At 65.2% G+C, this 20,479-nt stretch carries 21 protein-coding genes and 1 tRNA gene; 17 read left to right on the forward strand and 5 right to left on the reverse strand.

What is annotated here, in order from left to right; translation table 11 throughout:
* The first annotated feature begins 64 nt into the window (after positions 1 to 64).
* From FMM79_RS12105 to FMM79_RS12125, 5 genes are all read left to right on the forward strand, one after another.
* A complete protein-coding gene (locus FMM79_RS12105) occupies positions 65 to 298 on the forward strand; it encodes an SPOR domain-containing protein (protein WP_148627740.1) in 234 nt (77 codons plus the stop codon).
* 34 nt (positions 299 to 332) lie between these two features.
* Positions 333 to 1,580: a DUF418 domain-containing protein gene (locus FMM79_RS12110; RefSeq protein ID WP_240339139.1), complete on the forward strand. Its 1,248-nt coding sequence runs from the start codon at positions 333 to 335 to the stop codon at positions 1,578 to 1,580.
* Between the two features lie 68 nt (positions 1,581 to 1,648).
* Positions 1,649 to 1,837 carry a bacterioferritin-associated ferredoxin gene (locus FMM79_RS12115; RefSeq protein WP_148627768.1) on the forward strand — a complete coding sequence of 63 codons (189 nt, stop codon included), beginning with the start codon at positions 1,649 to 1,651 and terminating at the stop codon, positions 1,835 to 1,837.
* Between the two features lie 139 nt (positions 1,838 to 1,976).
* Complete coding sequence (gene bfr / locus FMM79_RS12120) at positions 1,977 to 2,456, forward strand: bacterioferritin (protein ID WP_148627741.1); 480 nt, start codon at positions 1,977 to 1,979, stop codon at positions 2,454 to 2,456.
* 32 nt (positions 2,457 to 2,488) lie between these two features.
* Entirely contained in the window at positions 2,489 to 3,553 is a 1,065-nt protein-coding gene (locus tag FMM79_RS12125; protein ID WP_148627769.1) for a nitronate monooxygenase family protein, read from the forward strand.
* Here FMM79_RS12125 and FMM79_RS12130 read toward each other — a convergent pair.
* The gene (locus tag FMM79_RS12130) at positions 3,534 to 5,621 is read right to left on the reverse strand and encodes a S9 family peptidase (RefSeq protein ID WP_162853550.1); all 2,088 of its coding nucleotides are present in this window, start codon (positions 5,619 to 5,621) and stop codon (positions 3,534 to 3,536) included. The two genes, FMM79_RS12125 and FMM79_RS12130, sit on opposite strands and share 20 nt — an antisense overlap.
* A gap of 146 nt (positions 5,622 to 5,767) precedes the next feature.
* On the opposite strand from FMM79_RS12130, the gene FMM79_RS12135 reads away from it, so the two are divergent.
* Positions 5,768 to 6,931 (forward strand): AI-2E family transporter, encoded by a 1,164-nt coding sequence (locus FMM79_RS12135; RefSeq protein WP_240339141.1) that lies wholly within the window; start codon positions 5,768 to 5,770, stop codon positions 6,929 to 6,931.
* Between the two features lie 79 nt (positions 6,932 to 7,010).
* Here the strand turns inward: FMM79_RS12135 and der are convergent, their stop codons facing one another.
* Complete coding sequence (der, locus tag FMM79_RS12140) at positions 7,011 to 8,393, reverse strand: ribosome biogenesis GTPase Der (RefSeq protein WP_148627742.1); 1,383 nt, start codon at positions 8,391 to 8,393, stop codon at positions 7,011 to 7,013.
* Positions 8,394 to 8,572: 179 nt separating this feature from the next.
* Between der and FMM79_RS12145 the strand changes: the two genes are divergently transcribed.
* Positions 8,573 to 9,163: a CHAP domain-containing protein gene (locus FMM79_RS12145; RefSeq protein ID WP_148627743.1), complete on the forward strand. Its 591-nt coding sequence runs from the start codon at positions 8,573 to 8,575 to the stop codon at positions 9,161 to 9,163.
* Positions 9,164 to 9,197: 34 nt separating this feature from the next.
* Here FMM79_RS12145 and FMM79_RS12150 read toward each other — a convergent pair whose 3' ends face one another.
* Positions 9,198 to 9,485 (reverse strand): DUF3297 family protein, encoded by a 288-nt coding sequence (locus FMM79_RS12150; protein WP_148627744.1) that lies wholly within the window; start codon positions 9,483 to 9,485, stop codon positions 9,198 to 9,200.
* Between the two features lie 105 nt (positions 9,486 to 9,590).
* On the opposite strand from FMM79_RS12150, the gene FMM79_RS12155 reads away from it, so the two are divergent.
* From FMM79_RS12155 to FMM79_RS12180, 6 genes are all read left to right on the forward strand, one after another.
* A tRNA-Val gene (locus FMM79_RS12155) sits at positions 9,591 to 9,665 on the forward strand.
* Between the two features lie 171 nt (positions 9,666 to 9,836).
* Entirely contained in the window at positions 9,837 to 9,986 is a 150-nt protein-coding gene (locus tag FMM79_RS12160) for a DUF2892 domain-containing protein (RefSeq protein WP_240339144.1), read from the forward strand.
* A gap of 65 nt (positions 9,987 to 10,051) precedes the next feature.
* Positions 10,052 to 11,332: a serine--tRNA ligase gene (serS, locus tag FMM79_RS12165; RefSeq protein ID WP_148627745.1), complete on the forward strand. Its 1,281-nt coding sequence runs from the start codon at positions 10,052 to 10,054 to the stop codon at positions 11,330 to 11,332.
* A gap of 78 nt (positions 11,333 to 11,410) precedes the next feature.
* The gene (surE, locus tag FMM79_RS12170; RefSeq protein ID WP_148627746.1) at positions 11,411 to 12,175 is read left to right on the forward strand and encodes a 5'/3'-nucleotidase SurE; all 765 of its coding nucleotides are present in this window, start codon (positions 11,411 to 11,413) and stop codon (positions 12,173 to 12,175) included.
* Positions 12,172 to 13,371 carry a LysM peptidoglycan-binding domain-containing protein gene (locus FMM79_RS12175; RefSeq protein WP_148627747.1) on the forward strand — a complete coding sequence of 400 codons (1,200 nt, stop codon included), beginning with the start codon at positions 12,172 to 12,174 and terminating at the stop codon, positions 13,369 to 13,371. The genes surE and FMM79_RS12175 overlap by 4 nt, the downstream gene beginning before the upstream one ends.
* Before the next feature lie 11 nt (positions 13,372 to 13,382).
* The gene (locus FMM79_RS12180; protein WP_148627748.1) at positions 13,383 to 14,447 is read left to right on the forward strand and encodes a TrkA family potassium uptake protein; all 1,065 of its coding nucleotides are present in this window, start codon (positions 13,383 to 13,385) and stop codon (positions 14,445 to 14,447) included.
* 15 nt (positions 14,448 to 14,462) lie between these two features.
* Here FMM79_RS12180 and FMM79_RS12185 read toward each other — a convergent pair whose 3' ends face one another.
* On the reverse strand, positions 14,463 to 14,852 hold the full coding sequence (locus tag FMM79_RS12185; protein WP_148627749.1) for a DUF1761 domain-containing protein: 390 nt from the start codon (positions 14,850 to 14,852) through the stop codon (positions 14,463 to 14,465).
* Positions 14,853 to 15,000: 148 nt separating this feature from the next.
* Between FMM79_RS12185 and rimO the strand changes: the two genes are divergently transcribed.
* From rimO to FMM79_RS12205, 4 genes are all read left to right on the forward strand, one after another.
* Positions 15,001 to 16,407 carry a 30S ribosomal protein S12 methylthiotransferase RimO gene (gene rimO / locus FMM79_RS12190; RefSeq protein WP_148627750.1) on the forward strand — a complete coding sequence of 469 codons (1,407 nt, stop codon included), beginning with the start codon at positions 15,001 to 15,003 and terminating at the stop codon, positions 16,405 to 16,407.
* A 363-nt stretch (positions 16,408 to 16,770) separates the two neighbouring features.
* Positions 16,771 to 17,532, forward strand: a complete 762-nt coding sequence (locus FMM79_RS12195) for a molybdopterin-binding protein (protein ID WP_148627751.1) — start codon at positions 16,771 to 16,773, stop codon at positions 17,530 to 17,532.
* A 446-nt stretch (positions 17,533 to 17,978) separates the two neighbouring features.
* Positions 17,979 to 18,491: a GNAT family N-acetyltransferase gene (locus tag FMM79_RS12200; protein ID WP_148627772.1), complete on the forward strand. Its 513-nt coding sequence runs from the start codon at positions 17,979 to 17,981 to the stop codon at positions 18,489 to 18,491.
* A 447-nt stretch (positions 18,492 to 18,938) separates the two neighbouring features.
* Positions 18,939 to 19,610 carry a YitT family protein gene (locus FMM79_RS12205; RefSeq protein WP_162528500.1) on the forward strand — a complete coding sequence of 224 codons (672 nt, stop codon included), beginning with the start codon at positions 18,939 to 18,941 and terminating at the stop codon, positions 19,608 to 19,610.
* A gap of 6 nt (positions 19,611 to 19,616) precedes the next feature.
* Here FMM79_RS12205 and FMM79_RS12210 read toward each other — a convergent pair whose 3' ends face one another.
* Complete coding sequence (locus FMM79_RS12210; protein ID WP_148627753.1) at positions 19,617 to 20,390, reverse strand: SDR family NAD(P)-dependent oxidoreductase; 774 nt, start codon at positions 20,388 to 20,390, stop codon at positions 19,617 to 19,619.
* Between the last annotated feature and the right edge of the window lie 89 nt (positions 20,391 to 20,479).

The following is a 20,479-nucleotide window of genomic DNA, read 5'->3' on the forward strand; positions in this document are numbered from 1 at the left end:
ACCCCGAAGGCGCCGAGCGGAAAACAGCACTGCCCCCGCGCCCCGGAAACCGGCCACACCAGGCATGACGGGGCCCTGGGAGCTGCAACTCGGCGCCTTCGGGGTCGAGGGCAATGCCCAGAAACTGTGGAGCAAGATCCGCACCCGCCCCGAGGTCCAGGGTACCGCCAAGCGCACCGAACCGGCCGGACGCCTGACCGTACTCTTCGCCAGTGGCTATCCCTCGCGCAGCGCGGCGACCTCGGCCTGCGCCAAGCTGAAAGCCGGCGGGTACGACTGCCTCGTAGCCCGGAACTGACCCCATCGCGGACACCGCCAGCCCCAGTGCCTCCTTGGCCGAGGAGGTCGCCACAGGAGCGCGGCTTCTCTCGCTCGACCTGCTGCGCGGCGTCGCGGTGCTGGGCATCCTCGCGATCAACATTGCCGGGTTTGCAGGCCCGCTTGCCGGAACGATCAGCCCGACGCTGACCCGCGCCCATACCCTGGTTACCTCTTCCTGGGACAACGCCGCTTTTGCCGTCTCGCTCGTCTTTTTCGAGGGCAAGATGCGCGCGCTCTTCTCACTGCTCTTCGGCGCAGGCGTGATGCTGTTCTGGCGAAGCGCGGAGCGGCGCGGGGCGGACGGCGATGTCCTGCAGGTGCGACGCCTCGCCTGGCTGCTGGGCTTCGGCTTCCTCCACTATGTCCTCTTGTGGTGGGGCGATATCCTCTTCGTCTACGCGCTGTGCGGCCTCGCCGCCCTGCTGTTGCGCCCGGTGCCCACGCGCCCCCTGGTGATCGTGGCGCTCGCGCTCTTTTATGGGTGGCACCTGTGGGGCCTGTTCGAACTGGCCCCGCTCGTGCGCGCCGAGACAGCCCTTCGCGAGGGCCATGCCAGCGCGGCGCAAGCCAGGAGCGTCACCGCCTGGCTCGAGGCGGTGCGCGCCGGGATCAGCGAGGATCTTACCGAAGCGCGTTACCCCTACCTCGAGCTTGTCCTTACCAAGCTGCGCGAGCGGCCGTTCTGGCAGGTTCGCATGACCTGGAACATCTTTTCCGAAACACTCCCTCTCATGCTGCTGGGCATGGTGCTGATGCGGCGCGGGTTCTTCGATCCGATAACAGCGGTCAAGCTGCGCCTCTACGCGGGCCTTGCCTGCGCCCTGAGTGGTCTCGCCTTCAGCGCCACGTTCACGGCCTGGGCCCTTGCCCATGACTTCCCGCCGGTCGCGATGGAGGCGGCCCTTTCCTGGGGCCTCGCGCTCCCGCACCTCCTCACCGCAATGGGCTACGCCGCACTGCTTGTCCATGCCACACCTCGCCTTGCCCCCACGCGCCTGGGACAACTGCTGATCGCGACGGGACGCATGGCCTTCAGCAACTACCTCGGCACCAGCCTCGTCATGACCGCGATCTTCTACGGCTGGGGGCTGGGCCTGTTTGCGCATTTCGGGCCAGCCGCGCAGGTGCCCTTCGTGCTTCTGGGCTGGGCACTCATGCTGGGGCTGAGCGCGCCATTTCTCGCGCGATTCCGGCGCGGTCCGCTGGAGTGGTTATGGCGCTCGCTGGTTGAAAAACGCTTGCTCGAGAACGGCTTCTAAGAATCGTTAGCAATACTATTGCGATCCATTCTCACATGCGTATAGTGGACCTCAACGAGGATTCGCTCATGTACGTATGTATCTGTAATGCCATCCGCGAGAAGGACCTGCGCTGCGCCGCCCGGCGTATGAACGGCGATGCCGAAGCCGTCTACGCCGCCATGGGTCGCAAGCCCCAATGCGGACAATGCCTGGACGAGGCCGAAGAGATCATCGCCGAGGAAGTCGAAGTCGCGAGCTACTCTGCAGCGGCCTGACTTGCCCCTATTCTCCTGGGAGAATGGAAAAAGCCCGCCCACACTTAAGGGATAGGCGGGTAAAAATCGATTGCCTTGCCTTGCCCATACGCTTTTGGGCGATCATACTTGTGCGCAAATTCCCAGCAGGAGATGCGCCATGAAGGGCGATGCACAGGTCATTGACTACCTGAACAAGGCCTTGTTCAACGAACTTACCGCGATCAACCAGTATTGGCTGCACTACCGCATGCTCGACAACTGGGGGATCAAGAAGCTCGCCGACTACGAGCGGCACGAATCCATCGACGAGATGAAGCACGCCGATATCCTGGCGGACCGAATCCTCTTCCTCGACGGCCTCCCCAACTTTCAGGCGCTCGGCAAGCTGCGCGTCGGAGAAGACGTCGAAGACATCCTCAAGTGCGACCTCGCGCTCGAGCATGACGCGATCCCGCTCCTGAAGGAAGCGATCGCCCACTGCGAAGCGGTGCGCGACTACGTCAGCCGCGAAATCTTCGAGCGTATCCTCGAGAGCGAGGAAGAGCACGTCGACTACCTTGAAAAGCAGTTCGACATGATCGCACGCATGGGCCTGCAGAACTACTGCCAGCTCCAGAGCGAGGCCGCCGAGGCCTGAGCCGACACGAACCGGACGCACCACGCGCGATGTTGGACTTCTGCGATGGCCTGGATCTTGCCCTTCCGCTGATTCAGGCCCCGATGGCGGGCATCTCGACGCCAGCTCTTGCCGCCGAAGTCTGCCGCGCCGGTGCGCTCGGCTCGCTCGCCATCGGCCACCTCGATCCGGCGGGAGCCGCGGGGGTACTGGCTGACCTCGCCAGCCGCACCGACCGCCCCTTCAACGTCAACCTCTTCGCCCACACGCCTGCGGACATCGACCTCGCCCGCGAGGCCGCCTGGCTTGAAGCCCTGCGCCCGCGCTTTGCCGCCTTCGGCGCCGCGCCGCCCGCAGCGCTCTCCACCATCTACAACAGCGTAACCGGGAACGCCGCCATGCTCGGCGTGGTTCTCGCCGCCGCCCCGCGCGTCGTCAGTTTCCACTTCGGCCTGCCCGAGGCCCCAGCGATAGCCGCACTGAAGGCCGCAGGCTCGCGGCTGCTCGCCAGTGTGACCTCGCGCGCCGAGGCCGAAGCGGCGCGCCGAGCCGGGGTCGACATGGTAATAGCGCAAGGCTGGGAAGCGGGCGGCCATCGCGGCATGTTCGATCCCGAGGCCGAAGACTCGCAGCTCTCCACCGCGCAACTGCTTGCCGATCTTGTCGCCTGGGACGAGCTGCCGGTCATCGCGGCGGGCGGCATCATGGATGGGCGCAGCATTGCCGAGGCTCTCGAGGCCGGAGCCACGGCCGTTCAGATGGGCACCGCTTTCCTCGCCTGCCCCGAAAGCGCCAGCGATCCCGCGTACCGTGCGCGCCTTGCCTCCGATGCTGCCTACGACACGGTGATGACAACCCTCATCTCGGGCCGGCCCGCGCGCTGCCTTGCCAACGACTTTACCGCTCTGGCGGAGATTCCCGGCCTGCCCGAAGTGCCCGCCTATCCGCGTGCCTACGATGCCGGCAAGGCGCTCAACGCCGCAGCCAAGGCCGCCGGGGAGACTGGCTACGGCGCGCAGTGGGCCGGGACCGGCGCGCCGCGCCTGCGCCCGATGGGCGCGGCCGACCTCGTCCGCACCTTGGGTGCCGAACTTGTCGCTATTCAGCGTCAGGCATAGGTATCTGCACGCTGCGCGTATCGGTACGGTAACGGTCGAACCAGTCGAGAATCGCCGAAGCCTTGGCTGCCGATTGCGAAGGGCGCGCCGCGATCCCGCCATGGCTCGCGCCGGGCACTTTCACCAGCGCGGTCGGCACGCCCCGGATCTTGAGCGCGGTATAGTACTGCTCCGATTCGCTTACCGGGGTGCGGTAGTCCTCCGCACCGACCACAACGAGCGTGGGCGTCGTCACGTTGCCGACCAGGCTGAGGGGCGAGCGCTGCCAGTAGACCATCGGCTCTTCCCAGACCGGCTTGTCGAACCAGTGATCATGGTAGACCGGCGCCCCGTCCGAGGTGAGCGTGAAGCTGCCCCAATCGATCACCGGCTTTTGCGAGGCGGCAGCCTTGAAGCGATCGGTCTTGCCCACGATCCAGGCGGTCAGCACGCCCCCGCCCGAGCCGCCCGTCACGAAGAGGTTGTCAGGATCGGCCACGCCGTCCGCAATCGCCGCGTCGACCGCGGCCATCAGATCGTCGTAGTCGGGACCCGGGTAGTTGCGGTCGATTAGCCGGGCAAACTCCTCCCCATAGGAGGTCGAGCCGCGCGGGTTGGTGTAGAGGACCGCATAGCCATGCGCCGCGTAAAGCTGATCGTCGGTCGAGAAAGTGCCGCTGTAGGCCGCCATCGGGCCGCCGTGGATCTCCAGGATCAGCGGCACCTTCTCCCCCGCCGGAAGGCCCGGCGGCGTCACCAGCCAGGCATCGACAGGGCGTCCGTCGGGCGCGGTCACGGCCAGCCTGCGCACGGGCGCCATCGCCTTATGGTCGATCCACGAACCGTTAAGGTCTGTCAGACGCTCACCCTTGCCGCCACCGTCGCTCACCCACAGGTCGGCCGGGCGGTCGGTGCCGTTGGCGGTATAGGCGATGCGCCCGCCCTTCGAGACCGAAAAGCTGCCACCTGTGTAGGGCCGGTCGAAATGCCCGCCCTGCGTCAGTCCTTCGACCAGCACCTTGAGCGATCCATCGAGACCCACCTTGCCGACCTTGCGCACCCCCTTATCATCGTAGAGCACATAGAGCGTCGAATTGCCCACCCAGATCGCATCGTCGATGCTTAGGTCATGGCCTGCCGTGAGCGAGCGCTTGGCGCTGCCATCGGCATTCATCACGTAAAGTTCGGTGTTGGTGTAGGAGTGGAGCGCGTCGTCGAAGCCGAAGTAGGCAATGCGCTCGCCATCGGGCGAAACCAGGGGCCTCGCGTCGGGACCGAACCGGCTCGTCATCGCGCGCACCGCGCCGCTGGCCACATCGACCGCGTAGATCTCGCGGTCGGAAGGTTTCACATCCCAATTGGCCTTGCGGTTGCCGGTAAAGAAGATGCGCTTGCTATCCGCGCTCCAGGCAAGCCCGCCCTCGTCCGCATAGTTGCCGCAGGTCAGCTGGCGCGGCGCGCCCCCGGTTGCCGGGACCACGAAGACATGCGCCGTGCCCGGCTTGACGTAGCCTGCGCCGTCGCTCCGGTAGGTGACCTTGTCGATCACTTCCAGCGGATCGGCCCACTGCGCCCCTTCCGGCTTGCCGGAGGGCACCGAGCCCAGCGAAAGCCCCTCGCCCGGAACCCGTGTCGCATAGGCAATCTGGCTCCCATCGGGCGACCAGGCGAGGCTGCCCGGACTGTCGGGCAGGCCCGTCACGGCGACATCCGCAGCCCCCTCCAGCCAGAGCACGTGCAGCTGCGGCACGCCCTCACCATTGCTCGAGATATAGGCAAGGCGCGCGCCATCGGGCGACCAACGCGGCGCAAAGTGCGCGCCCTTGCCCGCCACCAGCGGGCGCTGCTTGCCGCTTGCCACATCGACCAGCCAGAGGGAGGGCACGGCGCGGTCGGTCATGATGTCGGCGGCCTGGCGTACGTAGATCACCTGCTTGCCGTCGGGCGAGATCTGCGGATCGGTCACCCCTTGAAGGCGGAACAGATCGCTTGGCACGAAGCCACGTTCGGGCCCGGCCTGAACGGCGGCCGCAGTCGCCGGAGTTTCCTGCGCAAGCGCGCCTTGCGCGCACGGCACACCCATGACCATGGCGCCTGCCACAAACAACATCCAACGCTTTGCGACCACGGTCTTTCTCCCCATACTTCGGCAGCGCCAAGTCTTGCGCCTCTCCGTGAAAAAATCCACCCTCGCTATGACTCTCGCACGGCCATGATAGAAAGGCCGGCACTTTCATGGATGAGCACACAAACCCGATGCCCCAGTTGAAAAAGCCCGCCTTCGAAGTCGAGGACGGCGGCTACGTCGCCCTCCTCGTCCTGGTGACTTTCGCCTTCGCCTATCTTGTTGCGCCCTTCTTTGGAGCCGTTCTGTGGGGCGTGGTCGCCGCGATCATGTTCGAACCCATGACCCGCAAGCTCGCGGGCCTGCTTGGCGGCCGCAAGAATCTGGCCGCAGCCCTGGTCCTGATCCTGCTGCTGGCGCTGGTCATCCTTCCCACCATCGTGCTCGGCATCAGCCTCGTGAACGAGGCCTCCGCGCTCTACGCCAAGATCAAGGCGGGCGACATCTCGATCCCGGGCATGCTCCAACAGATCGAGGGGACCCTGCCCGAAAGCGCGCTGCAATTCATCCGCCAGTACGGCCTGACCGACTTCAACACGCTGCGCCGCATGTTCGGATCGAGCGTGACCACGGGGCTCCAGGCCGTCGCCTCGCAGGCACTGGTGCTGGGACAGGGCGCGCTCAGCTTCCTCGCGGCGCTGGGCGTCATGCTCTACCTCAGCTTCTTTCTCCTGCGCGACGGGCAGCGCTACACCGAACTCGTGCGCGGCGCGATGCCGCTGCGCCCCAAGATGCGCGATTCGCTCTTTGCGCACTTCACCGTCGTCGTGCGCGCGACGATGAAGGGCACGGTCGTCGTCGCGGTCATGCAGGGACTTGTCGGCGGAATCATCTTCTCGCTGCTGGGGATCGAAGGTGCACTCCTGTGGGGCGTGCTGATGGGCTTCCTCTCACTGCTTCCCGCCGTGGGCACCGGGCTCGTGTGGGTCCCGGTTGCCATTTATCTTCTGGCCATCGGCGCTGTCTGGCAGGGCGTGGTGCTGATCCTGGCGGGCATGTTCATCATCGGCATGATCGACAACGTCCTGCGCCCGATCCTTGTCGGACGCGACACGCGCCTGCCCGACTTCGTGGTGCTGATCGCAACGCTCTCGGGGCTCCAGCTCTTCGGCCTCAATGGCTTCATCGTCGGCCCTGTCATCGCAGCCCTGTTCATCGCGATGTGGAACATCGTGCGCGAGCAGCGCGAGGAAGCGCGCCGCCCACTCGACACCGCGCTGAGCGAAGAGGAGGCCGACACCGCCCGCCGCGAGGCCGAAGCCCACCCGGGCTGAACACCGCCCACAGAACACGAAAACGCCCCCGGAAAGCGCCGCGCGTTCCGGGGGCGTTTTCGTGTTTGGCTCTGCGACCTTACTTCTTGGTCGCGAAGGGATTTTTCGGGCTGCGCAGGTTGAGCCGGATCGGCACCGCCTCGAAGCCCAGCTCGCGCCGGATCCCGTTGATGAGATAGCGCTTGTAGCTCTCGGGCAGCATGTCGAGGCGGGTCCCGAACAGGACGAAGCCCGGCGGGCGGGTCTTGGCCTGCGTGATGTAGCGCAGCTTGATGCGCCTGCCGCCGGGCGCGGGCGGCGGGTTGGCCGACAGCGCATCGTCGAACCAGCGGTTGAGTGCCGAGGTCGGCACGCGCCGGCTCCACGCCTCGCGGATCGAGAAAGCCGCCGACATGAGCTCGTCAAGCCCCTTGCCGGTGCGCCCCGAAATCGCCATCAGCGGCACGCCGCGCACCTGCGCCAGGCCTTCGTTCAGTGCATCGCGGATGCCGTTGAACAGCGAACTGGCGTCCTCGGCCACGTCCCACTTGTTGATCGCGATCATCAGCGCGCGGCCTTCCTCGAGGACCATCGAGGCGATCTTGAGATCCTGGTGCTCGAGCCCGCGCGTTGCATCGAGCACGAGGACGACGACTTCGGCAAAGTCGATCGCGTGGCGCGCGTCCTGGACGGCTAGGCGCTCCAACTTCTCGATAACCTGCGCCTTCTTGCGCATGCCCGCCGTGTCGATCAGCCGGACCTCGCGGTCCTCGTCCGTCTTGGGATCGTGCCAGACCCAGTCGATCGCGATTGAATCGCGCGTGATCCCGGCCTCGGGACCGGTAAGCAGGCGATCTTCCTTGAGATAGCGGTTGATGAGCGTGGACTTGCCCGCGTTGGGGCGCCCGACGATGGCAAGCTTGAGCGGCGCGCGCAGCAGCGCTTCTTCGTCCTCTTCCTCCAGCTCGTCTTCTTCCGGCGGCTGGAGCGGCTCGAGATGGGGCAGCAGGCCCTCGAAGAGATCACCCATGCCCTCGCCGTGCTCGGCCGAGATCGCGACCGGATCGCCCAGGCCCAGCGAATAGGCTTCGAGCAGGCCCGATTCGCCCGCGCGGCCTTCGGCTTTGTTGGCAAGGAGGATGACCGGCACCGGCGAGGCGCGCAGCCACTGCGCGATTTCCTCATCGAGCGGGGTCAGCCCAGCGCGTGCGTCGATCACGAAGAGCGCAACATCCGCCGTGGCGAGCGCGGCCTCGGTCTGCTGGCGCATGCGGCCCGGCAGGGTTTCGGCCTCGTCGTCCTCCCACCCGGCCGTATCCACGATGGTGAAATCGAGGCCGAGGAGGTGCGCATCGCCGAAGCGACGGTCACGCGTCACGCCCGGCTGATCGTCCACGAGCGCAAGGCGCTTGCCGACGAGCCGGTTGAACAGCGTGGACTTGCCGACGTTGGGTCGGCCGATGATGATGACTTGTGGAAGCATGATTCCCACCCGATTGGGGACTTCGGAGCGGTTTGGCAAGAACTGTGCGCGCAAGGGTGCAATTCTTACCCGCCTGTTAACCGAACCTGACAGTCCATGAATAACTATCTCCGGGCAAACCCGGAGCCATGACGGAACATCGCACCGCACGGACATTCGCCGCCCGATCAGCGCTTTGCATGGCCTTCAGCCTCGCCGCTTCGGGTCTGCTCGCCGCCCCTGCCGGGGCCCGCGCCGACATCAGCCAGGTACGCGAGCACGCGGCCTCGGGCCTGCTCGAATGCGTGCCCTTCGCCCGCGAAGTCTCCGGGATCCGCCTTTCGGGCGATGCCTATACCTGGTGGACGCAGGCCGAGGGGCGTTATGCGCGGGGCCATACGCCGCGCATCGGGGCCGTGATGGCGATCCGGCCACACGGCAATTCGCGCAACGGCCATGTTGCGATGGTGAGCGAGGTGATCGATTCGCGCACAGTGCTGCTTACCCACGCGAACTGGTCTTACCCCGGCAAGGTCGAGCGGGACGTTGCTGCACTCGACGTGTCGCCCAACGGCGACTGGAGCGAAGTGCGCATCTGGTACGGCCCCTCGCAGACGCTGGGCGCCTCGCACTGGCCGGTCGATGGCTTCATCTACAACGCGCGCCCCGAAACGCAGCTAGCGCGCACAAAAGCCGCATCGGCGAATCGGAGCCAAGACACAGAGACGATCAGGGCCGCCTCCTCGTCCCGGTCCGATCCGATCGGCACCATCATCGCCGGAGCCTTCTGAGGTCCGGCGATGATGGTGCCTCTCGAATAAGAGATCAGCCCTTGGCCACCGGTGCGCCATCGCCGAGGTCTTCGTACCAGGCTTCAACCGGGCCTTTCAGCTTGATCGTCAGCGGGTTGCCATGGCGGTCAAGCGAACGGCCCGCCTGCACGCGCACCCAGCCTTCGGAAATGCAGTATTCCTCGATGTTGTTACGCACGGTACCCTTGAAGCGGATACCGATGCCACGCTGCAGCTTCTCCGCATCGAAGTGCGGGCTGCGCGGGTTGATCGCGATGTGATCGGGCGGCACGTCGGGGCCTGCAGTGGTCTCTTCGGTCATGGGGTGCGATTTAGAGCCCCTTGCGCCCCTGTCAATCAAGCGATGAAAAAGAGGTCTTGCCAAGCCCAATTGGATCGCCTAGTGGCGCCTTCCGCACTTGGTAGCGGGCGCGTAGCTCAGCGGTAGAGCACACCCTTCACACGGGTGGGGTCACAGGTTCAATCCCTGTCGCGCCCACCATCCCTACCGGATGGTTTCGACTTCGCACCAAGCTGACTTTCCCGGCATTGGCAGATTGCGCGACATAAACAGTCGTCCGTGCGCCTTGGTGTATGCTGCCTCCCACCACCACTTTGGTAGAGATACGTCATGTTCAAGGCTAATGTCGGCGAGCTCGACCGCTGACTTCGCATCGCACTTGGTATCGTTCTGATCGCGCTGGCTTTCGTAGGGCCCAAGACCCCGTGGGGCTGGATTGGCGTGATCCCGCTTGTCAGCGGGTTCGTGCGAATCTGTCCGCTCTATACGTTCCTGGGGACTCGCACCTGTCCCAGAGACTGACGCCTGCACCATCGGCAGCGTTCTCCCGCTTGCGCAGGCACGGCTGAGGCGGCATAGCCCGCCCCATGCACGATATCCGTTCGATCCGCGAGAATCCCGCAGCCTTCGACGCCGGCATGGCGCGTCGCTCGGTGGAGCCGCAGTCCGCCCAGATCCTGGCCCTCGACGAGCAGCGCCGCGCGCTCGCCACCCGCGCCCAGGAAGGCCAGAGCCGCCGCAACGAGGCCTCCAAGGCCATCGGGAAGGCTATGGGCCAGGGCGACACCGCGACCGCCGAGGCGCTGAAGGCCGAAGTCGCCGCGCTCAAGGAAAGCCTGCCCGCGCTTGAGGCCGAGGAAAAGGCCCTCACCGCAAGACTCAACGATTTGCTGGCCGCGCTGCCCAACATTCCAATGTCTAATGTTCCCGATGGCGCGGACGAGACCGAGAACGTCGAGGTCGCCAAGTGGGGTACGCCGGGCGAATACGCCTTCACGCCCAAAGAACACGCGGACATCGGCCCCGCGCTCGGTCTCGACTTCGAGACCGGCGCCAGGATCTCAGGCGCGCGCTTCACCTTCCTGAAAGGCCAGATGGCGCGCCTGCACCGCGCGCTTGCCCAGTTCATGCTCGACACGCAGACCAGCGCCAACGGCTTCATGGAATGCAACGTGCCGCTTCTGGTTCGCGACGAGACCGTCTACGGCACCGGCCAGCTCCCCAAGTTCTCGGAGGACCTGTTCCAGACCACCGACGGGCGCTGGCTCATCCCGACCGCCGAAGTCTCGCTTACCAACGCGGTGCAGGGCGAGATCGTCGACAACGCCGAACTGCCGCTGCGCATGACGGCGCTCACCCCCTGCTTCCGCTCCGAGGCGGGCGCGGCGGGCCGCGACACGCGCGGCTTCATCCGCCAGCACCAGTTCGAGAAGGTCGAGCTTGTCACCGTGTGCCGCCCCGAGGAGAGCGAGGCCGAGCACGAAAAGATGGTGGCGGCTGCCGAAGGCATCCTTCAGGCACTGGAACTCCCCTACCGCAAGGTCCTCTTGTGCACTGGTGACATGGGCGCAACTGCGAAAAAGACCTTCGACCTCGAAGTCTGGCTTCCTGGTCAGGGTGCCTACCGCGAGATCAGCTCGATCTCGAACTGCGGCGACTTTCAGGCCCGCCGCATGAATGCGCGCTACAAGCCCGAAGGCTCGAAGAAGACCGAGTTCCTGCACACCCTCAACGGCTCGGGCCTTGCCGTGGGCCGCACCCTCGTCGCCGTGCTGGAGAACTACCAGCAGGAGGATGGCTCGGTGCGCGTGCCTGACGTGCTCAAGCCCTGGATGGGCGGCCTCGAGGTCATCACCCCGCTCCACTGAGACAGGTGACGGGGCTCCTGCACCGGGCCCCGTCCTTTCCCCACCCGACGTATCACCGACTGGCCTTGCGAGATTTCCATGCGCATCCTTCTCACCAACGACGATGGCATCAACGCCCCCGGACTCTATGTGCTGGAGAAGATCGCCGCCCAGCTTTCGGACGACATCTGGATCTGCGCGCCGAGCGAGGAGCAGTCGGGGGCGGGCCACTCGCTCACGCTCAACCGGCCCGTGCGCCTGCGCGAACATGCCCCGCGCCGCTTTTCGGTAACGGGCACGCCCACCGATTCGGTGACGATGGCGCTGCGCAAGGTGCTGCCCGGCAAGCCCGACCTCATCCTTTCGGGCGTCAATCGCGGTGCGAACCTGGGCGATGACATCACTTATTCGGGCACGGTCTCGGCGGCGATGGAAGGCGCGCTGGCGGGCATTCCCGCAATTGCGCTGAGCCAGCTCATCGCCCGCAACGATTCCGGCCACGATGTCAGCTTCTCGGCCGCCGAGGAATGGGGCGCCAAGGTGCTGAAGCCGCTGATGGATGCCGAGTTCGCCCCGCGCACTCTCCTCAACGTCAACTTCCCCGCGCTGCCCGGCAAGGACGTGAAAGGCGTACGCGCCGTGCGCCAGGGCTTCCACGATTACGCACGCGGCACGCTTGTCGAATCGGTCGATCCGCGCGGCTTCCCCTATTTCTGGTTCGGCCTCCAGGGCATCGAGCACACGATCGGTGCCAACACCGACCTTGAAGCCACTTCGGAAGGCTTCGTCTCGGTCACCCCGCTCCAGCTCGACCTGACGCACGAAGCCTCGCTCGCCGCGCTTGCCCAGCGTTTCGAGGCATGAAGCACCTCCCCGGGGCACTTGCCCTCGCACTGGCCCTGCCCGCTGCCACCGTCGCCGCTGCCGCTTCACAGGAATCCGCGCATGTCGTGGAACCGGGCGAAACTCTCAACGGCATCGCCAACCGCGCAGGGGTCTCGCCCGACGCGCTGGCGCGCGCCAATGGGCTGAAGCCGCCCTACGTCGTGCGCCTTGGCCAGAGCCTGACCATCCCGCGCAGCGCCCCTGCCCCCAAGACCGCGCGATCCCGGGAGGCGCGCACCTACACGGTCACCTCGGGTGAGACCCTGAACGGCATCGCCAACCGCACCGGCGTCTCCCCGGCCGAGCTCGCCTGGACCAACGGCATTGCCGAGCCTTATGTGGTGCGCATCGGGCAGACGCTCACCATTCCCGGCACTCAGGCTCCCAAGGCGCAGCCCGCCCCCTCCCCAACCACGCAGGCCACCCCTGAATTCAAGGGCGAAACCTACCTCGTGAAGAGCGGCGAGACGCTTAGCGGCATTGCCCAGCGCACCGGCGTCGCGCGCGTGCTGATCGCCGAGGCCAACGGGCTCGAGCCGCCCTACGTAGTCAAGGTCGGCCAGCGCCTCGCCATTCCGCGCACCCGGCGCCATACCGTCGCCAAAGGCGACAGCGGCTTTTCCATCGCGCTCGAACACGGCGTGCCCTGGGACGCCATTGCCGTGGCCAGCGGAATAGAACCGGACGCAGCCGTGCGCCCCGGACAGGAACTCGTCATTCCTTCGCTCGTCGCCGCCAAGGCCACCCCCGCGCCTGCGCAGACAGCCACGGCGACCAAGCCCGCAGCCCCCGTCACGAACGCCCGCTTCCTCTGGCCGGTAAAGGGCCCGATCAACAAGGGCTTCAAGACCGGGACCGACTACCACGACGGGCTCGACATCAAGGCCGCGCGCGGCGCGATGGTACGCGCTGCTGCGGCAGGAACGGTGCGTTTTGCGGGGCTGGAGAAGGAGCAGTTCGGCAACCTCGTCGTGCTCGACCATGGCGATGGCTGGTTCACCGCATACGCCTTCCTCAGCCGCATCACTGTCAAGACCGGCACCAACGTCGCCAAAGGTGAGCGCATCGGGCTGGTCGGCGATACGGGCGAGGCCAAGGGCAACGAGCTCCATTTCGAGATCCGCCACGATGGCACGCCGGTGAACCCGGTGGACGAATTGCCAAAGGCTCCCTAAGCCTTGGCCCCATGCTGAAGTCACCGCGCCCCCGGCGACGTCCCCTTCCCGCCATGTTCAAGCCGCTGCGCCGTGCGCTCGCCGTGCCAGTCTGGGCGGATGTGGCGCTGCGCATCGGCGCTGCGCTCGCGCTCATTTCGATCGTCGTACTTGTCCACTGGCTCGACCGCGATGGCCTGCGCGACAGTTTCGATGGCGAAGTCAGCTTCCTCGACGTCGTCTATTTCACGATGATCTCGATCACCACCACCGGCTTCGGCGACATCGCGCCGGTCAGCGACAAGTCCCGGCTGGTCGAAGCGATCATCGTCACCCCGATCCGTCTGGCCGTGATCTACATCTTCGTCGGCACGGCCTACAATTTCATCATCAAGCGCAGCTGGGAGAAGTGGCGCATGAAGCGCATCCAGGAACGCCTCGAGGACCATATCGTCGTGCTCGGCTACGGCGTCAGCGGCTCCGAAGCGGTGGCCGAGCTGATCGCCCGCGACACCGATCCTTCGTGCATCGTCGTCATCGACCCCTCCTCTGCGCGCCTCGCGCTTGCCGAACAGGCCGGGTGCAATGTGCTGGAGGGCGATGCCACCCGCGACGAGACGCTGAGCGCGGTGCGTATCAACCGCGCGCGCACGGTCCTTGTCTCGGCAGGGCGCGACGACACCACCATCCTCATCATCCTGACCGCGCGCCACATGGCGCCCAAGGTGCCGATCACCGCAGTCGTGCGTGCGGACGACAACGAGTTGCTCGCCCGCCAGGCAGGCGCGGACAACGTCATCAACCCGGTTCGCTTCACAGGCCTGCTGCTCGCGGGCTCCGCCGAGGGCAAACACATCTCGGAGTACCTCTCCGACCTCGCCTCGGTGACGGGCCGGGTCCAGCTTGTCGAGCGCCCCGTCGCCAAAGGCGAGATCGGTAGGCCGCTCGGCGAGATAACGACCGGCAAGGGCCTTCGCATCTATCGGGGCACCAGGGCCATCGGCTTCTGGCAAGACGAGGCGCACAAGCTCGAGCCCGGCGATGTCATCGTCGAGATCAGCTCGACCGGCTGGGAAGAGGATGATCCGACGCCCTGATAGGCGCAAGCGGCCTCAGCCCAGAAGCCAGAACACCACCGCCATAGCTAGGTAGATCACTGGCCAGAACAGGCAATCGGCCAGGAACTGGGGCGCCTGCGTGCGGTTGCGCGAATTGGTGATCCACACCGCCGGGATCACGAAGGCCAGCGCGATGCCGCCGGTCTGCATGAAATAGAGCCAGGGCTTGGCCTCCAGCGTTGCCGCGCCGATCCGTGCAAAGGAATGCCCGAACATGGCCGCGGCCAGAAAACAGGCGAGCGTGACCCCGACATAGGCCCCCACCCGGCGTGCCGGACGCGGCTGAAAGCGCCTCTCCTGCAACGGAAGTCCATTCCAAAGCAGGCCGATGACCATCGCCACGATCGTCGCCAGCACCACCGCCAGCCAGTTTACAGGACCCATCTCTTTCCTCGTTCTTCGGAATTGCCTTGTCCTTGCAGCCTGAGCCTTGCGAAACAAGGCCTTGGCACCTGCGAACTCCACAGGGAGCGACCAAGCGTTCGTTTTGCGTGACTCTGCGACGCAAAGCGCGTATCGGGCGCCCCATCCCATGGCTATTGAAATTCCCTCTCCGCCCAAGGTCGGCATGGTCAGCCTCGGCTGCCCCAAGGCGCTCGTCGATTCCGAGCGTATCCTCACGCGCCTGCGCGCCGACGGCTACACGATGAGCCCCGATTATGCGGGTGCCGACGTCGTCCTCGTCAACACCTGCGGCTTTCTCGATTCCGCCAAGGAGGAAAGCCTTGCCGCGATAGCCGAAGCGATGGCCGAAAACGGCCGCGTCATCGTCACTGGCTGCATGGGCAACGAGGCCGATGCCATCCGCGCGCGCTTTCCCGACGTGCTCGCCATCACCGGCGCGCACCAGTACGAGGACGTAGTGGGCGCCGTCCACCAGGCGGCTCCCCCGGAGCTTTCGCCCTACGTCGACCTCATCCCGCAGGCACGCGGCGGCGAATTCACCGCCGACAGCGCGGACGGTGGCATCAAGCTGACCCCGCGCCACTACGGCTACCTCAAGATTTCCGAGGGCTGTAACCACGCCTGCTCGTTCTGCATCATCCCGTCGCTGCGCGGCAAGCTCGCCAGCCGGCGGATCGACGCGGTTCTGCGCGAGGCGGAGAAGCTGGTCCAGGCCGGCACGCGCGAACTGCTTGTCATCAGCCAGGACACCTCGGCCTACGGCGTCGACGTGCGCCACGAGGAACGCACATGGAAGGACCACGCGGTCCGCACCCACATGACCGACCTCGCGCGCGAGCTGGGCCAGCTGACCGACGCCAGTGGCCAGCGCCCCTGGGTGCGCCTGCACTACGTCTACCCCTACCCGCATGTCGACCAGGTCATCCCGCTGATGGCCGAGGGGCTGATCACGCCCTACCTCGACATTCCTTTCCAGCACGCCGCACCCTCGGTGCTGAAATCGATGAAGCGCCCGGCGAACGAGGCCAAGGTCCTCGACCGCCTGCGCTCCTGGCGCGAGATCTGCCCCGACGTCGCGATCCGCTCCAGCTTCGTGGTCGGCTTCCCCGGCGAGACCGAGGCCGATTTCGAGTACCTGCTTGACTGGCTTGACGAAGCCCAACTCGACCGTGTCGGCGCGTTCCGCTTCGAACCCGTCGAAGGCGCAGCCGCGAACGACCTCCCGGGCGCGGTGCCCGAAGAGGTCAAGGAAGAACGTTACGCCCGCATCATGGAGAAGACAGCCGCGATCAGCGCCGCCAAGCTCCAGGCCAAGATCGGCCGCGTGCTGCCCGTCATTATCGACGAGGTGGGCGCGCCCGACGAGGATGGCGATGTCGGTGCAACCGGCCGTTCGCAGGCCGATGCGCCCGAGATCGACGGCGCCGTATACCTGCGCGACGTCGCCCCGAATCTCGCTCCGGGCGATATCGTTGCAGTGCACATCGAAGATGCCGACGAGCACGATCTGTTCGGCGCCATCGCCCCAGCGTAATACTAAAGTTAAACTTGGTAGGACTCCGCGCCCGGCGCGGGGTCCTTTTCTGTATCTGCGCGATGCACAATAATATATAATTTACAGCATCTTATCAGGTTAATATCGAGAAAAGACGCATTTCATGCATCATTTGATTGCGCAAAACGCAATGTTGCCAGCTTTTTTCGCATTTGCAGCGAAGCCCGCCCCGGCGCATACAGAATGCGCCTTTCAGGCATCCTCTCCCAAAAAACTTCCATAGGCTGGCCTTCGGGCCGGCCTTTTTTTGCCCTGCGGTCAGAGCTATTTTTCGCAGCGCGAATCAGGCCCTTGCGCCTGCGGGGTCTGGCCCCCTGCGGCCATTTGGCCTAGCGAGGGGGCATGCCTACTTCTTCGCGAATCTACACGGCCGCCCTCGTCGTCATCGGCGATGAAATCCTCTCGGGACGCACGCACGACAAAAACATCGCGCAAGTTGCCTCCTGGCTGCAGATCCAGGGCATCCGCCTGAAAGAAGTGCGCGTGGTCGCGGACGAGACCCACGCGATTGTCGAGGCCGTCAACACCCTGCGTGCGCGTAACGACTACCTCTTCACCACCGGCGGCATCGGCCCCACGCACGACGACATCACGGTCGATGCCATTTCCGAGGCTCTGGGCGTGCCCGCCATCGTCCACCCCGAAGCGCGCGCGATCCTGGAAGAGTACTACACCACCCGCGGCGGCCTCACCGAAGCGCGCCTGCGCATGGCCCGCACGCCTGAGGGCGCGAGTCTCATCCCCAATCGCTACACAGGGGCCCCGGGGATCCGCGCGGAAAACATCTTCATCATGGCGGGCGTCCCCAGCATCACCGCGGGCATGCTCGACGCGCTGACCGGCACGCTCGAAGGCGGCGCGCCGCTCCTCTCCGAGACCATCGGCTGCTGGGTCGGCGAAAGCGAAGTCGCCGAACTCCTGCGCGAGACCGAAAGGGCCCACCCCACCTGCCAGATCGGCTCCTACCCCTTCTGGGGCGAGGGACGCACGGGAGCCAACTTCGTCGTGCGCTCGACTCAAGCCGACGACCTTGCCGCCTGCACTCGCGCCCTCACTGCCGGCCTCCAGGCGCTCGGCCGCACCGCCGTCTTCGGCGGGATCTGATCGCCCGCTTCTTTCAAGAAGACAGGACGAAAAGTGACTTCCGAGGGCCATCGCCCTCGGGCTCCCCAAACTGTCGAGCGCAGTCCCGCCTTTCCTCCTCAATCTACGAAGGATGGCAGTTTCCGTCGAACCGGCCTATTCCGAGTGTCATCGTCGGGCCGTTTGCAGAACGTCCCCTTTGCCCTGTCGCAAATCACATGTTTTTCGTACATAGGGCTCGGAATTTCGCTAGAAGCACGTCACACATGCCGGTTCGCGGCATTCCCGTTTAAGCAATTGTACGGAAAACCCCGACGGATTGAAAATATGTCGGAAACCCCGTTTAGCGATGTTTTCCGACATGCGCCATCGGCAGCTATTTCACTCGCGCCTCTCCAAAGGCGACAGTCGCCTACCGGCCCAAAGCGGACGTGGAAACTTTGTAGGTCAGCCGCTACAGTTCGATGATGGTTGAGATACGAACGGAAAGATTGTTGCTCCGGGAAGCTCGCCAGGATGACCTCGACGCGTTCCACGACATACTCAGTGACGTCGAAGCCATGACGTTTTGGTACCGACCACCACATGAGGACCTCATGGTTACGCAGGGCTGGCTGACGGCCATGATGGAAATCGATCCCAGCATGGGGGAGGACTTTGCGGTTGAGTTTGAGGGAAGATTGATCGGAAAGGCGGGGTTCCGGAGATTCCCGACGATTGGCTTCATCTTTCATCCGGACATTTGGGGGCGCGGCCTGGCAGCGGAGGCGACCCGACCCATCATCGAGCGAGCTTTCAGTGAACATGGCTTGCCGATGATAGAGGCAGACGTTGATCCTCGAAACGGATCTTCGTTGCGACTGCTCAACCGGCTCGGCTTTGTAGAAACGGGACGCGCGATACGAACGAGCCTCGTAGGAGAGGAATGGTGCGACAGCGTCTTCTTGCGCCTGCACTCTTCGAACTGGAACGGCAGCTAGCCACCACAATCCGCCGTTCTGGATCGTCGATCGCATCGTTTGGCCTCGAGAAGCTGCCCGACCGTTTCCAGGCAGTCCAAATCCGCAGCGTTAGCGGCTATCATGGGCGCCCAGCCGCCATAGCACCTACGCCCGCGAAACACAGGAAGCCAAGGGTGACGACAGAGCGCCAAATTCTGGGCAAGGTCGGCCCTCTCCGATTTCGGGAGCCCGAGGGCGATGGCCCTCGGAGTCATCGTTTTCCTCTGCCATTTCAGATGCCTGTCGTTTGGCTAACGCCTTCCCTTGACCGCACGGCATCCCAAGCCCCTCCCATGCAATCCGGCCAAGATATTACCTTGCACAAGATAGGCATTTTGAACTACAATTGCGCAATATAAAAACAGGAGCAGGATGATCCGGCGGCGCGGTGCCGGAAAGGCGCAAGGCTTTGAAGAGGATTGCGTTGTGACGGATACCCCTGTGCCCGCCGAAACCACGGAGATGCCCGAGCTGACCCGGGCGCGCCAGGGGGCGATTCCCGATGGCACGCCGCACAGCCTGTTCGAAGACGCCTATGCCCTGTGCGTGGGCACGATCCTGCTCTCGCTGGGCGTTGTCATCCTGCAGAAAGCCGAACTGGCCACCGGCGGCGTGGCGGGCATGGCGCTGACGCTCAGCTACCTGACCGGCCTTCCCGTCGGCGTCCTCTACGGCGGCCTGACCCTGCCGATGCTGGCCATCACCATTCGCGCGATGGGGCGCGCCTTCCTGGTCAAGACGCTGATCGTCACCTTCGGCGTCTTCGCGCTGACCGGGATCACCCCCTATGTCTTCGAGATCGCCCGCATCGGCACGCCGGTCGCCGCCATTGTCGGAGGCACGGTCATCGGCATGGGCGCGCTGGCGCTTGCCCGCCACGCCGCGGGCTCGGGCGGATCGGGCGCCATCGTCCTGTGGCTCTACCGCACGCGCGGATGGAACGCGGGCCGTTCACAGATGCTGTTCGACGCCTGCGTGCTCGCCTTCTCGCTCATCAGCCTCGATCTCACGCGCATGCTGTGGTCGCTGCTGGGCGTCGCGGCCACGGGCGGTATCCTCTACGTCTGGCACCGCCCGGGCCGCTACACCGGCTATTGAACCTCCTCAGGAATAGGCCGGGAAGTTGGGCTGGCCGTTGGACGCGCTCACCCCGCCATCGACGGGCAGGTTGACGCCGGTCACGAAGCGCGCATCGTCCGAGGCCAGGAACGCGACGACGTCGGCCACGTCCTCGGGCTCGCCGAAGCGCTTGAGCGCCGCGCGGCGCAGGAAGGCGTCCTTGATCGCGGGATTGTCCATCAGGCTGCCCGCCATCTTCGTGCGGGTCATCGAGGGGCTCACCGCGTTGACGCGAATGCCATCAGCGCCCCATTCGAGCGCCATCGACTGGGTCATCAGGCTCACCGCGCCCTTGGAAGCGGTGTAGATCACCATCTCGTAATCGCCTCGGATGCCCGACACGCTGGAGGTGAACACGATCGCCCCCTTGCTCTTTTTCAGTTCGGGATAGGCTGCACGTGCGGTGCGCAGCGAGCCCTTCACGTTGATGTCGATGATGGAGTCGATGTCCTCATCGCTAGCCTCGGCGAACGGCCCACCGCCAGCCACGCCCGCGTTGGCGTGGAGAACATCGAGCGCACCGAAATGGTCGACCGCACGCGCCACCAGATCCTCGGGAAAGCCGCTCTTGGAAATATCACCCGCAACGCACATCGTGCGCTCGGGATCGAGGTCGGCCGCGATGGCCTCCAGGTCTTCCTTTGAGCGGGCATTGAGCACCACATTTGCTCCTTCGGACGCAAAGCGACGAGCCGACGCCGCCCCAATCCCGCTGGAGGAGCCGGTGACGATCACGGTTTTGCCGGAATAGCGCTGCATGAAAAAAATCCTTCTGTCCTGTCTGCGCCCTGTATGAGGCCTTTCTTTCCCCAACGCGCCGCGAGCGCACGGGCTCCCTGCAAGACCTG

This window comes from Novosphingobium sp. BW1, assembly GCF_008107685.1.
Classification (GTDB): Bacteria; Pseudomonadota; Alphaproteobacteria; order Sphingomonadales; family Sphingomonadaceae; genus Novosphingobium.

Bases quoted from the DNA above. Each gene is read 5' to 3' on its own strand.
- FMM79_RS12105 (WP_148627740.1), top strand. From the start codon at position 65: ATGACGGGGCCCTGGGAGCTGCAACTCGGCGCCTTCGGGGTCGAGGGC.
- FMM79_RS12115 (WP_148627768.1), top strand. From the start codon at position 1,649: ATGTACGTATGTATCTGTAATGCCATCCGCGAGAAGGACCTGCGCTGC.
- bfr (WP_148627741.1), top strand. From the start codon at position 1,977: ATGAAGGGCGATGCACAGGTCATTGACTACCTGAACAAGGCCTTGTTC.
- FMM79_RS12130 (WP_162853550.1), bottom strand. From the start codon at position 5,621: ATGGTCATGGGTGTGCCGTGCGCGCAAGGCGCGCTTGCGCAGGAAACT.
- FMM79_RS12135 (WP_240339141.1), top strand. From the start codon at position 5,768: ATGGATGAGCACACAAACCCGATGCCCCAGTTGAAAAAGCCCGCCTTC.
- der (WP_148627742.1), bottom strand. From the start codon at position 8,393: ATGCTTCCACAAGTCATCATCATCGGCCGACCCAACGTCGGCAAGTCC.
- FMM79_RS12145 (WP_148627743.1), top strand. From the start codon at position 8,573: ATGGCCTTCAGCCTCGCCGCTTCGGGTCTGCTCGCCGCCCCTGCCGGG.
- FMM79_RS12150 (WP_148627744.1), bottom strand. From the start codon at position 9,485: ATGACCGAAGAGACCACTGCAGGCCCCGACGTGCCGCCCGATCACATC.
- serS (WP_148627745.1), top strand. From the start codon at position 10,052: ATGCACGATATCCGTTCGATCCGCGAGAATCCCGCAGCCTTCGACGCC.
- surE (WP_148627746.1), top strand. From the start codon at position 11,411: ATGCGCATCCTTCTCACCAACGACGATGGCATCAACGCCCCCGGACTC.
- FMM79_RS12175 (WP_148627747.1), top strand. From the start codon at position 12,172: ATGAAGCACCTCCCCGGGGCACTTGCCCTCGCACTGGCCCTGCCCGCT.
- FMM79_RS12180 (WP_148627748.1), top strand. From the start codon at position 13,383: ATGCTGAAGTCACCGCGCCCCCGGCGACGTCCCCTTCCCGCCATGTTC.
- FMM79_RS12185 (WP_148627749.1), bottom strand. From the start codon at position 14,852: ATGGGTCCTGTAAACTGGCTGGCGGTGGTGCTGGCGACGATCGTGGCG.
- rimO (WP_148627750.1), top strand. From the start codon at position 15,001: ATGGCTATTGAAATTCCCTCTCCGCCCAAGGTCGGCATGGTCAGCCTC.
- FMM79_RS12195 (WP_148627751.1), top strand. From the start codon at position 16,771: ATGCCTACTTCTTCGCGAATCTACACGGCCGCCCTCGTCGTCATCGGC.
- FMM79_RS12200 (WP_148627772.1), top strand. From the start codon at position 17,979: ATGGTTGAGATACGAACGGAAAGATTGTTGCTCCGGGAAGCTCGCCAG.
- FMM79_RS12210 (WP_148627753.1), bottom strand. From the start codon at position 20,390: ATGCAGCGCTATTCCGGCAAAACCGTGATCGTCACCGGCTCCTCCAGC.